General features: G+C 48.5%; 16 protein-coding genes. 10 read left to right on the plus strand and 6 right to left on the minus strand.

Going from position 1 to position 13,281, the window contains the following annotated elements; translation table 11 throughout:
- Positions 1-862: 862 nt before the first annotated feature.
- Together otsA and otsB are read right to left on the minus strand one after the other, a co-directional pair.
- Complete coding sequence (gene otsA / locus K5Y33_RS07180) at positions 863-2,302, minus strand: alpha,alpha-trehalose-phosphate synthase (protein WP_101760737.1); 1,440 nt, start codon at positions 2,300-2,302, stop codon at positions 863-865.
- Positions 2,299-3,087, minus strand: coding sequence for a trehalose-phosphatase (otsB, locus tag K5Y33_RS07185; protein WP_101760738.1), 789 nt, complete (start codon positions 3,085-3,087; stop codon positions 2,299-2,301). Before otsB ends, otsA begins: the two co-directional genes overlap by 4 nt.
- A 539-nt stretch (positions 3,088-3,626) precedes the next feature.
- Here otsB and K5Y33_RS07190 point away from each other — a divergent pair.
- The 6 genes from K5Y33_RS07190 to K5Y33_RS07215 all read left to right on the plus strand — a co-directional run bounded on the left by K5Y33_RS07190 (position 3,627) and on the right by K5Y33_RS07215 (position 7,931).
- Positions 3,627-3,920: a hypothetical protein gene (locus K5Y33_RS07190; RefSeq protein ID WP_218168224.1), complete on the plus strand. Its 294-nt coding sequence runs from the start codon at positions 3,627-3,629 to the stop codon at positions 3,918-3,920.
- 161 nt (positions 3,921-4,081) lie between these two features.
- On the plus strand, positions 4,082-5,233 hold the full coding sequence (gene fucO / locus K5Y33_RS07195; RefSeq protein WP_192233595.1) for a lactaldehyde reductase: 1,152 nt from the start codon (positions 4,082-4,084) through the stop codon (positions 5,231-5,233).
- Between the two features lie 322 nt (positions 5,234-5,555).
- The gene (locus K5Y33_RS07200) at positions 5,556-6,434 is read left to right on the plus strand and encodes a manganese catalase family protein (protein ID WP_222233578.1); all 879 of its coding nucleotides are present in this window, start codon (positions 5,556-5,558) and stop codon (positions 6,432-6,434) included.
- A gap of 133 nt (positions 6,435-6,567) precedes the next feature.
- A complete protein-coding gene (locus K5Y33_RS07205) occupies positions 6,568-6,765 on the plus strand; it encodes a hypothetical protein (protein ID WP_101761030.1) in 198 nt (65 codons plus the stop codon).
- Complete coding sequence (locus tag K5Y33_RS07210) at positions 6,766-7,575, plus strand: hypothetical protein (protein WP_137385642.1); 810 nt, start codon at positions 6,766-6,768, stop codon at positions 7,573-7,575.
- Positions 7,536-7,931: a hypothetical protein gene (locus tag K5Y33_RS07215; RefSeq protein WP_255610240.1), complete on the plus strand. Its 396-nt coding sequence runs from the start codon at positions 7,536-7,538 to the stop codon at positions 7,929-7,931. The genes K5Y33_RS07210 and K5Y33_RS07215 overlap by 40 nt, the downstream gene beginning before the upstream one ends.
- Before the next feature lie 34 nt (positions 7,932-7,965).
- Here K5Y33_RS07215 and K5Y33_RS07220 read toward each other — a convergent pair whose 3' ends face one another.
- The 4 genes from K5Y33_RS07220 to K5Y33_RS07235 form a co-directional block, all read right to left on the minus strand.
- Positions 7,966-8,232, minus strand: a complete 267-nt coding sequence (locus K5Y33_RS07220) for a biofilm development regulator YmgB/AriR family protein (protein ID WP_101760743.1) — start codon at positions 8,230-8,232, stop codon at positions 7,966-7,968.
- Between the two features lie 62 nt (positions 8,233-8,294).
- Entirely contained in the window at positions 8,295-8,585 is a 291-nt protein-coding gene (locus K5Y33_RS07225) for a hypothetical protein (RefSeq protein ID WP_101760744.1), read from the minus strand.
- Positions 8,586-8,705: 120 nt separating this feature from the next.
- Positions 8,706-8,951 (minus strand): regulatory protein YcgZ, encoded by a 246-nt coding sequence (gene ycgZ, locus K5Y33_RS07230; RefSeq protein WP_007891089.1) that lies wholly within the window; start codon positions 8,949-8,951, stop codon positions 8,706-8,708.
- Positions 8,952-9,164: 213 nt separating this feature from the next.
- Entirely contained in the window at positions 9,165-9,443 is a 279-nt protein-coding gene (locus tag K5Y33_RS07235; RefSeq protein WP_101760745.1) for a hypothetical protein, read from the minus strand.
- A gap of 196 nt (positions 9,444-9,639) precedes the next feature.
- Between K5Y33_RS07235 and K5Y33_RS07240 the strand changes: the two genes are divergently transcribed.
- The 4 genes from K5Y33_RS07240 (at position 9,640) to K5Y33_RS07255 (ending at position 13,219) form a co-directional block, all read left to right on the plus strand.
- Positions 9,640-10,152, plus strand: coding sequence for a GNAT family N-acetyltransferase (locus tag K5Y33_RS07240; protein WP_101760746.1), 513 nt, complete (start codon positions 9,640-9,642; stop codon positions 10,150-10,152).
- Between the two features lie 368 nt (positions 10,153-10,520).
- The gene (gene umuD / locus K5Y33_RS07245; RefSeq protein ID WP_192233594.1) at positions 10,521-10,955 is read left to right on the plus strand and encodes a translesion error-prone DNA polymerase V autoproteolytic subunit; all 435 of its coding nucleotides are present in this window, start codon (positions 10,521-10,523) and stop codon (positions 10,953-10,955) included.
- On the plus strand, positions 10,939-12,201 hold the full coding sequence (gene umuC / locus K5Y33_RS07250) for a translesion error-prone DNA polymerase V subunit UmuC (protein ID WP_222233579.1): 1,263 nt from the start codon (positions 10,939-10,941) through the stop codon (positions 12,199-12,201). The genes umuD and umuC overlap by 17 nt, the downstream gene beginning before the upstream one ends.
- Before the next feature lie 43 nt (positions 12,202-12,244).
- Complete coding sequence (locus K5Y33_RS07255; RefSeq protein WP_222233580.1) at positions 12,245-13,219, plus strand: YiiX/YebB-like N1pC/P60 family cysteine hydrolase; 975 nt, start codon at positions 12,245-12,247, stop codon at positions 13,217-13,219.
- Positions 13,220-13,281: the final 62 nt, after the last annotated feature.

Here is a 13,281-nt window from a genome sequence, read left to right on the forward strand (position 1 = left end):
GTAACCATCTTCCGTGACGTCTGCTTACAGTTTTTTAAGACTAATCTGAAAACAAGGCAAATCTATATCGTCTGATTTCCACATACAACGTGAGTGGCGCGAAATTTTAGATAAAGTGTGATCTACGTCACACTTTTAAGGCAAATTTTTTCTCTAAACCTTCAGCAGCGCTTTTCTGTTGTCCATTTTTTGCGCGATTTCTGATTATTTCCTTAATATTTTGCTGAAGTAAGGCGGATTTTAGGCTGTGCGGAAGATTGTCATTACAACGCGATCAGTTATCTGTTCTATGGCAATTAGGGTGCTATAACACGCCATATAAAGGATTATATGCAGCATAATACTCTAAATTAGCATGAAACTATTCGCTTCTAAATTAATCACTTACAGGGAATATTGCCCATGTGCCGTAAAGCGAGACGCTAGCGAAGCGTGAAGTCTGGGCGCAGAGCGCCAGGGAACTGTTAGTGGATTGTAGGGAGTGTTTAGCGCACGGCAGGGGATGTAACAGGGCGTTACATTAGAGAAATGAATGAATAGGCATTTTTCGGTTTGCTCCACGATGACTATCGGCGCACCACCTGAGATCTTTAGGGTTGCGAGGAAAAAAAGCTCTTTTTGCCTTTCGTTTGTGTGCTTTTTAACCAAATCGTGCGCTTTTTGCTGATGAGTCAGCGCATTAGCGCTTAAAGAAATGAAATCGATTTCGTGAAGTTACAGTGGCGCGTGAAAACACTGTGTAGCGGAGCGTAAATTCAAAGAGGCGCGATAAATCGCGCCGCTACGGAAGTGTGCAATAAGTGAGCAAAGCACCCAATGTTAGCATTTACCGTAGCGGCGCAATGTATTGTGCAATTAAGCGTTACGCTAATTTCGGAAAGGTAGCGACTTTATTTACCGTACCGTGATCATCACTGCGTACCGGCAAAGTATTTAAATCTTTCAGGAAGCTTTCACGCCAGTGTGAAATATCCTGTTTGCGCAACACCGCCATCATGTCGTTATAACGCGAGATACGTTCGGTACGCGGCATGGTCAACGCGCGATCGAGCGCCGCCGCCACGTCATCACGATCGTACGGATTGACGATCAGCGCGGAAGTCAGCTCATTGGCCGCACCAGCAAAGCGGGACAACACCAACACGCCAGGGTTATCCGGGTCCTGCGCTGCTACATACTCTTTCGCCACCAGATTCATGCCGTCACGCAGCGGCGTAATCAAGCCGACGTTGGTGAGACGGAAGATCTTCATTAACAGACGACGATCAAAGTGCTGATTGAGGTAATAGAGCGGCGTCCAGCCCAGCGTGCCGTATTTACCGTTGATGCGCCCCGCTTCCGTTTCCAGCTGGTGACGGATGTCCTGATAAGCCTGCACATCGCCGCGCGAGGTGGGCGCAATTTGCGAGTAGCGAATTTTGCCGCGGTGCTGCGGGAAATTCTCCAGCAGGGCTTCGAAGGCCAGGAAACGCTCCGGCAATCCTTTAGAGTAATCCAGTCGCTCACAGGCAATGATATTCTGCAGATCGCCCAAATCGCGTTTCATCGCCGCCATTTTCGGTGGCAGCGGTCCTTCCGCCATCTCTTTAATGGTGTCTGGCTCAATACCAATCGGATAGACCTCGGTCATAAAGGTGTTACCGAAGGCACGATGCTTCTTCTCTCCTTTATTCTGCAGCTGCGTCAGCTGGCTCAGGCTATCAAGGAAAGCTACGCGGTCAGATTCTGTCTGGAAGCCCAGCAGATCGTAGTCGCACAGCATCTCCAGCAGCTCCTGATGCGGCGGCAGAGCATTGAAGATCTCTGGCGTCGGGAACGGGATATGCAGGAAGAATCCGATGCGGTTATTAATGCCCTGTTTGCGCAGCTCGGCGGCAAACGGCAACAGATGATAATCGTGGATCCACAGAATATCGTCGGGCTTCAGCAGCGGTTTAAGGCGCTGCGCCAGCAAAGTATTGACGCGGCAGTAGCCATCCCAGGCTTCGCGCTGATACTGCACCAGATCGAGGCGATAGTGGAACGCCGGCCAAATCACGGTATTGGAGAACTGGAGATAATATTGATCATAATCGTTTTGATTAAGCGGCAGTGACGCATAGGTGATGCCGTCTTTTTCGATCTGCGTAAGTTCTTCATCCTCTTCTTCACCCGAGAATTCGCTGATCTCTCCGTTCCAGCCAAACCATAATCCACCGGTATCTCGCAGTGCATCTAAAATACCGACAGCAAGCCCGCCTGCGCTGGCCTTGCTACCATCGGGGATCGCGATACGGTTAGATACGACGACTAAACGACTCATAACCTAAACTCCTTACCAACATTGTCATGTTCTAGTTGTAATAATAGTTGTTCAAGCCAGTGCCATACGGCCTCAACGCTGTTGAGGCGATAGCGTGCATGGCTGGCCCCTTCACCGACTTTGACAGAGATCCCCTGCATGGCATTTACCACGAGGAATCCTTTTTCATCTGTCAGGTCGTCTCCCACAAATACCGGAATGCGTCCGGCAAAGGGTGCTTCCTGCATAAACTCACGTACGGCAGCGCCCTTATCGATGCCTTGCGGCTTCAGTTCCACCACGCATTTACCTGGCTGAAGCGCCAGCTCGGGAAAGCGTGCAACGGCGTCTTCGGCCAGCTGCATAATGGCGTTTTCGTACTGTGGCGCATTGCGATAGTGCAGCGCAAATGCCATGCCTTTCACTTCTAATAGCGTATCGGGCCACTGATCCAGCGTCTGCTGCAGTTCAGTTTGCAGTGTTTGCGCAATATCCCCCGGCAAGCTGTGGCGATGCACGCGGCCTGCCGCATCGCGGCGTTCTGCACCGTGCACGCCCGCAGCGGGAGCTTCAAGTGGCGCGACTAAGGCGTCGAGTTGCGCAATCGGACGGCCGGAAACCAGCGCTAAGGCGCCGTGGCTAAGATTGGAAATGTGTTGCAGCAGCTGGCGTACCGGAGCGGGAATGGAGACCGACTCGGGCTGCGACTGAATCGCTGCCAGCGTGCCGTCGACATCAAAAAAGAAGGCGTAGAGTCCGCCACTTAATGACGGCAAGGTGCTGTTGTGATTAACCGCGGAGGTCACGACTCTTCTCCTGTCTTGTGGAATTTGTCATTACAGGATGTTCGGAGGCTGGCTGGGTGATCGAGGCGGTTGCTACCGCAGAAGTGTGTGCGAGGAGGTTTTGCAGATAACACGGAATTTCGATAGATAACTCTCCACAAACAAACATCATTTAAACTCACTCGCCAGGCTGACTGCGAACATCGTCAGAATTAAGTGTAGACGCAGATCACGATATTGCCAGATTCGCGCGGCCTGGCTATAGGATAAGTGGCCGTTTTAGGCCTTATGCCGCAAAAGAATTGCCTCAGCGCTTTTTCAGCCGCTTCGCTTATTTTTTTAGCGTTGATGACGCCCTTCTCTCGCCTCAATTCCCGGATTATGCCGACTTGCATCCGCCGCGAGGATTATCATATGGTGCGTTTACCGTGCGGCTACAGCGCGGAAATAGCGCCCTGATCGGCATTGATCACGGCTGTTAGACCCATTCAGGCAGGAATCCGGATAATGGAAAACCGATCGACATCACATTTTTCACTTGTCGCGGCAGGTGAGCGAAGATGATCCCGCAAAGCTACAGCCAACGCGTTCACTTCTATTACTGCATTCTGGTCGCCCTGAAAATCAACGCCAAAACGAAGAAGTCTGGCGGCGTGCGCGGCAAGAATAACTTCCTGCTGAAATGGCTGCGTAATGCACAGAACAACACCATTTTCCCGCCGGATATCACCAGCGAGATTGAGTGGCTGCGCGCCAAGATCATCAGCTCCGGGCCCGACACCGACCTGGAACCGATGCTGCAATATGTTTACGACACGGCGAAGCGTGCCGAGACGATGCGTTTAGGATCATGATTCCTTCCATTTATTCGACTCAATGGAAACCGCGATTTTATTGAGGCAACGCAATATCTGTATCGTCATTACCACGTAAATCTGGATACGGTTAAATCTTCTTATCTTGATGAATTTAATCGAAAAATCTTATATCTGGCATCTACGTGAAGGTAATTAATATGATTAACAGAATGATCCTCAATGAGACCGCCTATTTCGGTGCGGGCGCGATTAATTCTATTGTCGATGAGATTCACAAACGCGGTTTTAACAAAGCGTTGGTGGTGACCGACAAGGATTTGATCAAGTTTTCTGTCGCCACCCGCATCACCGATCTGCTGGCGCAGCACGACCTCAGTTTCGCCATCTATGATGAGGTGATCCCCAATCCTACCGTTGAGGTGGTGCATGCGGGCGTCGAGGCTTTTCGTCGTTCGGGTGCCGATTATCTGATCGCGGTGGGCGGCGGCTCGCCGCAGGATACCTGTAAAGCCATCGGCATGATGATTGCCAATCCCGAGTTCAGTGACGTGCGCATGCTGGAAGGCGGCGCCGCCACGCGCAATCCTTCCGTACCGATCATTGCGGTGCCGACCACTTCCGGCACCGCAGCGGAAGTGACCATCAATTACGTCATCACCGATGAAGAGAAGAAGCGCAAGTTCGTCTGCTACGACCCGCACGATATCCCGGCGATTGCCATTATCGATCCCGACATGATGGCCAGCATGCCCGCCAGCCTGAAAGCGGCGACCGGCGTCGATGCGCTGACGCACGCCATTGAAGGCTACATCACGCGCGGCGCGTGGGAACTTACCGACATGTTCCATCTCAAAGCGATTGAAATTATTGGCCGCTCGCTGCGTGATTCGGTTAAAGGCGTGCCTGCGGGCGTAGCGGATATGGCGCTCGGTCAGTACATCGCCGGAATGGGCTTCTCGAATGTTGGCTTGGGTCTGGTGCACGGTATGGCGCATCCGCTGGGCGCGTTTTATGGCACGCCGCACGGCATCGCCAATGCGGTTCTGCTGCCGCATATCATGGCGTTCAATGCCGAGCATACCGGCGAGAAGTACCGCGATATCGCCCATGCGCTGGGCATGGAAGGTGCCTATAGCTGTTCATTAGCCGATGCCCGTGCGCTGGCGATTGATGCGGTGATCACCCTGAACCACGATATCGGTATTCCGCTCAGACTGCGTGATATCGGCATGCAGGAGCAGGATGTGGATGCGCTTGCCGCCGCAGCTTTCGCCGATGTATGTACGCCGGGCAATCCGCGGGAGTGCAGCGTCGCGATGATCGCTACGCTGTATCGTGAGTTGTTCTGATTAGGCGTTAACCAGGTCGCCATTAATGGCGACCGACGTGTTTTGTAGGTGCGCATTTATGCGCACCAGAACGACGCGCTTATTTAATTCATGCCAACATTCACCCTTTAAAATAATATTTATCTCGCGGCTTAAAATAAAATTAATTTAACCCGGTGCGCTTGCAGCAATGGGATGCCCGCTTAGTATTAATGAGGCGGCATGCAGTTGATGAGTACAAGGCTAAATTCACTCCTTCCCTCCTCCATTTCTTATCGTTATTTATTTTTAAACATCAGAATTAATTCTCTTTCTCCGTTTATTTTATTTTTTGAGGTGAGCTATGTTTCGACATGTAAAGCAGTTGCAATATACCGTGCGCGTTAATGCGCCCAATCCCGGTCTGGCCAATTTATTACTCGAGCAGTTTGGTGGTCCGCAGGGCGAATTAGCCGCTGCGATGCGCTATTTTATGCAGGGCTTAAGTGATGAAGATGCGGGCCGTCGCGAGATGCTGATGGATATCGCGACTGAAGAGTTGAGCCATCTGGAAATTATCGGTTCGCTGGTTGGCATGCTGAATAAAGGCGCCAAAGGCGAACTGGCGGAAGGCAGTGAAGAGCAAGGCGCGCTCTATCGCTCCATTACCGGCGCGGGCAATGACAGCCATCTGACATCGATTCTGTACGGCGGCGGCCCGGCATTAACCAACTCCGCGGGCGTGCCCTGGACAGCGGCTTACATTGATACCATTGGCGAAGTGACAGCGGATCTGCGCTCCAACATCGCGGCCGAAGCGCGCGCCAAAATCCTCTACGAACGCCTGATCAACCTCACCGATGACGTGGGCGTAAAAGATGCGTTAGGCTTCCTGATGACGCGCGAAGTGGCGCATCAGCTGTCGTTTGAAAAAGCGCTCTACTCCATCCACAACAACTTCCCACCGGGCAAACTGCCGCCGATCGAGAAGTATGCGCACACCTACTACAACATGTCTCAGGGTGACGATATTCGCGGTAGCTGGAATTCGGATGAGAACTTCGACTATGTCGCCGACCCGCAGCCCGCAGTGGATGGCGGTGATGGCTCCGCCAGCGTGACGCTGCCGTCAAAACAGCTGAGCGATCTGGATACGCTGGCAACACGCACCGCTTCACAGCCCGATACCAATCCGATTACCGGCGCGGAACCCGGCAGTAAACCGCCGCTTACCAATCAGTAATTATCACAGGTCGCCCTAAACGGCGACCTGGCAGATTAATCCGGAAAACGCCCTTTCATTTCAGTTACCCGGCTAGGTTGTTGAGGGATGTGCCATAGTTGACGCTGGCATAAATAATAAGGATGGCTTGATGATGTTTGGTTTTTTAACTTCCCTGTTCGGTAGCCCGGAGTCATTAGTGCAAGTCATGACGCGCCAGGACATTCAGGAATCGATTGAGGAAGGCGACAGAATTATTATTGATGAAGATGGTAACGCTTCGGTTAATGCGTTGAGTCCTGAAGTGCAGCGCGATTTTGCCCATCATGTCAGCACATTAAAGGATATTTAAATGGGCACGGCGATATTTATGGTGATGATGGTTTGCGGCTATTGGTATACCAGCCGCGACATGTCGAGCCGTTTAAAAATTAAGCGTTCCTTTGGCTGGGATGTCTATTTTCTCATTGCGCTGTATGGCTGCATATTTGTGCTGCAAGGCGTGCTGGCCACCGCGATTATCTGGCTGATTCTGCTGGCCGCATCGGGCGTGAATAATGCGTTTGCGCTGACCTCGGCGGAGAATGTGCACTGGAACGTCGATTTTATGACGTGGAGCTTTTTAGGCATTCAGGCGCCGGTGGTGCTGATGCTGGCCTTTGCCATCCTGTTTTGCATGTATCGCTCCAACTGGGCGGTCAGCGCCCGGCTCAACGCCGGTGGACGCAAAGAGCTGTATCAACGTCTTTCCCGCTCTAATGGCATTGAACAGTTGCTTTTGCAGTGTATGGAAGAAGGCGAACTGGCGTGGGTTACGCTGAAATCGCGCCGTATCTATATCGGCATGATTCACGCGGCGACCTTTGAGTATCCAAACACCGCCAACATTGTGTTGATCCCGATGCTGAGCGGCTACCGTGATTCACGCACGCTTAATCTGGCGATCGAGCATAATTACAGTTTGTGGTACCACAATCACAATATTGACTTCTCGTCCGCACCTAAAAGTGCCCTGGAGTTTCGTAAAGTGATTATGGTGCATCAAATAGAAAGTTTGTCGCTGTTTGATCCGGCCAGCGCCAGCGCATTAGCGATGGATAAGCAAAGCGGTAATAAACGCAAATGGATGCGAAAATCCACGCCCAAGCGCGACTATCCCTAAATTTAATTTTCAAAGATGCTGGCTTAATTGCGCAATTGCTTTATGTTGCACGGAGCCAGCAACATTCCATAATAAGTCAAAATAATAAGGGCATCATGATGGACTTTAAAAAGTTCGAGGACACTTTACAGCTGTGGGGGAATTTACACTTCACGGGAATTGAACTGCAACAGCGTGATAATAAAAGCGAAATTTACGCGACAGGCACTAATAATCATACCCAAAGCCAGCTGTATATTTGCACGCTTTCAACTGATGTCGCTTCACACGTCCAGTTAAAACAGTTTCGCACCTGGTTGCACAGAATTAATATTGGCAAAGCGAAGCGCCGATTAGCTCTCGCCAGAAAGGATTAATTCATTGTCCCCGCGCGGGGGACAGAGAGGAATATCAGGCGTCGTCAGGCGTGTAACCCACCACAATTTCCAGTGTTTTGCGCAGCACATCAGCTTCAGCATCACCTTCTGCGGTTTCCAGCGCCATAATCAAACAGAGAATAATCGATTTATTACTGACGCGCCCTTCCGTGGCCAGCACGTGGCGGATAACCCTATCCAATACGGCAGCTTCGTTTCTTAACGTACTGTCTGCATTGCGAAAATGCTCTGCCAGTTCGGTGTCAGGCAGTGCAGCGTAGAGGTTGTGATTTTCCGACATGATTCCAGTCCCGTGATTGTATCTACGCTCGAATTTACAGTGCCTAAATGCGAGCCAATCGGTCAATGTTTACGATTGTTACCAGACTGTTGGTTGTTACCAAACAGCTGAAGAACGTTGTCGCTTTGCGGCTGCTCTTCGCGCAGCTTTTTTCCCGCCGAAATACTGTTGCGTACATCGGTGATGGCGGCAGTAATCGCTGCACGCTGCTCTTCGTCATTGCTCTGCTGCTTCATCAGCATCAGCTGATTCAACAGCGCTTGCGTATTGACCGGGCCCGTACGTTGCAACAGCGCCAGCGCCGCTTCGCCAATAATTTCATCGATTATTTTCTGGTGTTCACTTCTATTCATAACGAATTTTCATAACGAATCTCTGACCGCCGCTTCGCCCCGGTGCGGGGCGAAACCAGTGTGGGAGCGTATTCAGAGTAAAATTTTAATACTTGTACAAGTTTGACGTCTGACTGGCTCTCAGCTTTCACGTTCAAATAACAAGCCAATCAGCTGATGATAGTGATGCTCTTCTTCAGCATTGGCGGCCAGTTCCAGTCTGCGCAGCAGCTTGGTGCATAGCGATTTGCGGTTGAGGTTACGGCCTTCGCGTAAGATTTCAACCACGATCTGACCCAAGGTTTCCTGCTGCGATGGCAGCGACGCTTTGCTGAAATAGTTGGCAATGGCCTCGACTGAACTCGGCGTGTATCCGTTCTGACGCATAATTGACCCCAATAAATGAAAAAGTTAGATCATTTGACCTAAGTAAAGTTGTACAGATAGCAAAAAGCTGTACAAGGAGCTTACTCAAGATATCAGGCAGGTTTTGTTGCAAAAAGTGCTAAGAAGTGTGAATTAGGACAATTAGAAAGCTTTTATTTCCAAATCTGTGCGCTCCGCGCCGAAAGTCATCGACGCGTGAGCCGGTTGGGATGGTCAATTGTCGTCGGCATCGGCCGAAGGCATTCTGACACTGCCTTCCTGGCGACTCAATCCGCGCAATGCTGAATGGACGCGATTATCGCTGCCCGCCGGTTGACGGTGCGTGAGCAGCCATTGCTGCGCCTGGGCAATACGCTGCTGCTGTTGACTGTTTTGCTCTTTTCTCGCCATGCGCGCGAGCTCTGCCAGCAGTGAGGAAACGCTGACTTCCTCACGGCGCACCAGTAATGCATAGGCCGCTTCGCCGATAATTTTAGGTTGCGAATCTGACATCTTCTACCTCCTGAGAATATGGGCTTACGCTTGCTTCTCACTCTTCATTATAGATCATCGGCCTGGCACCTTGTTAACAGACAGCTCTGGTTATCTTGGGTTTTTGTTACTAACACGTTATGGTAACTGCCCTTCGGTGGCCTCTGCTCGCACCGACGACGTGATTAATAACAAGCATTAAGCAAGGAAATCTGGCATGGAGTTCACCATACGCAAAGCCACGGCAGAGGATGCAGAGCTGCTGCACCTGCTGGGCCGCATGACCTACAGTGCGCATTTCAAACATATGTGGGTTTCCGCAGACGAACTGGATGCCTTTATCGACAAGGAATACGGTCTGGCAGAGCTGAATAGCAGCCTCGCCGCGCCCAATGAGAGCTGGCTGATCGCCGAGACCGACAAGCCGATTGGCTTCGCCAAAGTCACCTGGAACACGCCAGTGCCGGATTCCGGCATGAGCGGCGCGTTGCTCAACAAGCTCTACCTCAATCCAGAAGAAACCGGCAAAAACTACGGTCGCTGGATGTTCGAGAGCATCATCAATGAGGCGCGCGACAAACGTGAAGGCTACCTGTGGCTGGAAGTGTTAGGCGATAACGTGCGTGCACGTAAGTTCTACGAAGCCTTTGGTATGCAGCACATCAAAGACATTCCGTTTATCACCGCTTCACAGCAGAGCACCCTGCAGATCATGGGGATGATGATTTAAGCGCAGCGGCACAAGTGTTTTGTAAGCCGAATTGTTGGCATAGTCTAGCTTTATAAAATTATTAAAAATAAACAATTATCACTTGGGTGATTGAAAACCACCCAATAAAACCCCTTTATTTTTAGTACCGACTTCCTCAGCGAGACGTACCTTAATTCAGCAGCGGACAAATGCTCTCATCCCAATGTTGCTCCCGCAAAATTCCATGTTCAGATGAAGCCCCCAACAACATCTCCCACCATCAATCTGTAGTTGCATAACTAAATTTCTACTCTGTTCAATGCGTTCAGGCTATGTAGAGAGAAGTTACTTGATCAATTACATCGCGATCACTACTGTATATAAAAACAGTAATTAAGTTGTTAACTATGAAAACTATAAGTCGTCCTTTTATTCATGAAACCTTGAAACTACCACTTTATCTGGAGAGGGTTCCATGCGGCTTTCCTAGCCCGGCTCAAGACTATGTCGAAGATACTCTAGACCTGAACAAGCTGGTCGTGAAGCACCCAAGTGCAACCTACTTTGTCAGAGTGAGTGGTGACTCGATGGTTGGTGCAGGCATCAGCGATGGCGATCTGCTGGTGGTGGACCGCTCGCTAACGGCCACGCACGGCGATATTGTAGTGGCTTCCTTCGCCGGCGAATTCACCGTAAAGGAACTTCGTACCAGGCCCTTTGTGCAACTCATTCCGCATAACATTCACTACTCCCCGATTAATTTTCGGGATGAAGAGGAATTGCAAATATTTGGTGTAGTCACATTCACTTTGAAGTCAAATAGAAATGTACGCGCTTGTTGATGTAAATAATTTTTACACTTCCTGTGAGACCGTTTTCCGTCCCGACCTTTATGGAAAACCGGTTGTTGTGGTATCCAACAATGATGGTTGTATTATTTCACGCTCAGCAGAAGCGAAATTGCTGGGAATTAAGATGGGTGCACCTTACTTTAAAATAAAAGAGGAATTGCGTCGGCAAAATGTGACGGTTTTTAGTTCCAATTATGCTCTCTACGCGGATCTTAGTCACCGAGCAATGCTAACACTCACAGAAATAGCTCCAGCGGTAGAGGTCTATTCTATCGATGAAGCTTTCATAGACATATCAGGCCTATCCAACTGCATACCACTGACAACATTTGGGCATCAGTTACGTAAACAGGTTTTAAAAAATACAGGTTTAACTGTAGGTGTAGGGATAGCCCCCACAAAGACGCTCGCTAAACTTGCTAATTTCGCAGCCAAAAACTGGCCTAAGATTGGTGGTGTTGCCGAATTATCAGACCATCAGCGTCAGCGCAAATTAATGTCCAAAGTGCCAGTAGAAGAAGTATGGGGTGTTGGTCGCCGCATCAGTAAAAAACTGCAGTCTATGGGCATTGAAACAGCTTTGCAGTTGGCTGATAGTTCTAGCTGGATTATCCGTAAAAACTTTAATGTTGTTCTTGAACGCACGGTCCGAGAGCTACGCGGTGAATCCTGTCTTGCATTTGATGAGTTCTCACCAACTAAACAACAAATTATGTGTAGCCGTTCGTTTGGTCATCGCATTACCGAATATGAAGACATGCATCAGGCGATTTGTACTTATGCCGAACGAGCAGCTGAAAAACTGCGAACTGAAAAGCAGTTTTGCTGTGTTATAAGCGTATTTATGCAAACCAGTCCACACGCTAATAATGAGATATTTTATAGTCCACAGGCAAGTGGTCGTCTGGCGATTCCTTCCAACGATACCCGTGACATTATACGCGTAGCCACCAATTCCCTTGATCGTATCTGGAAAGAAGGTTTCCGTTATATGAAGGCAGGCGTTATGTTGAGCGACTTTTTCAGTCAGGGAGTAGCGCAACTCAATTTATTCGATGAACATAAACCTTGGCATAATAGTCGTGAGCTGATGCAAGTTATCGATGACCTTAACCGTTCAGGCCGAGGTACGGTATGGTTTGCCGGACAAGGGATTCAGAAAAGTTGGTCAATGAAGCGAGAAATGCTATCACCTGGTTACACGACGCGCTACTCAGACCTGCCAATTGTTAAATGATTTAACTTTTCGGTTTGGCGCCAATTTAATATGGAATAAATTTATGTATGTAATTTCTATTAACGAGTTGGAAAAAGGTGACATTCTTCTCACTGCAGAGAACTCTGCAACAAGTAAAGTTGTGAGGAAATCGACTGGAAGCTCCTTTTCACATGCTATTCTTTATATTGGCTCCGGAACTTACATTCATTCTGATGCAAATGGAGTTCATTCAGGAAATATGCAACGACTGCTTTTTGACACACCTGAGAATGTAACTATTTTAAGAGTCGCCGGTAGTCCTGATCAGCTTAGGAAAGCTTGTATGTTCGCAAGATTAAAGATAGGAACAAAGTATTCGATAAGGGATGCAATCAATTCAAAATTAAAAACAACTACAAAAGAAAGAAAAAACAGGCAGTTTTGCTCAAGGCTTGTCGTGCAATCATATGAAAGTGCTGGTATTAAATTAGTTGAAAACACTTCTTTCTGCACCCCACAAGAAATACTTGAATCCAAGCTTGTCCAAAAAACATCTGTTAAAATCAGGAAAGCAACAATTGAAGAAGTCGCTATTTCCCAAAGTAAAAACCCTCTCAACAAGCAATCATCTATAATAAATGGAATACTTAGAAAAGTTAGAACTATAACTAAAGAAGACATTCAGACATTGGAACAAGTAACTCATCATTTAATTAACAACCCAAAAGATGATAGAGAGATATCTGATGTATACAAAAGATCCGGTTATCTGACAATGTGGAAGTATGATATTGAAGAAAATCCTTGGAGATATGATGGAAAGAAACTTTTGGAAATTCCTTTGTCAAAGGTTGAATTAATTCAACTAGCAACATCTGAAAGAGATAATGCCATAGATAGACTTATACTTTACAAGCATAACTTTGATCAATATTTTTATATCAATGAGATACATAGATTAGAGTATTCACAGATGCAATTTAAATTGTATCATCAACTACTCAAAAACACATTTGATAATTTAGATGCAGCAAATCATGTATTAAAAAACATCTAAAAAATCCATTTTTCCTGTAAAAATTAAAGCTAAGCGGAAAAATACACCTTATGTCGCATCAT

This window comes from Pantoea sp. DY-17 (assembly GCF_019795975.1).
Taxonomy (GTDB): Bacteria; Pseudomonadota; Gammaproteobacteria; order Enterobacterales; family Enterobacteriaceae; genus Pantoea; species Pantoea leporis.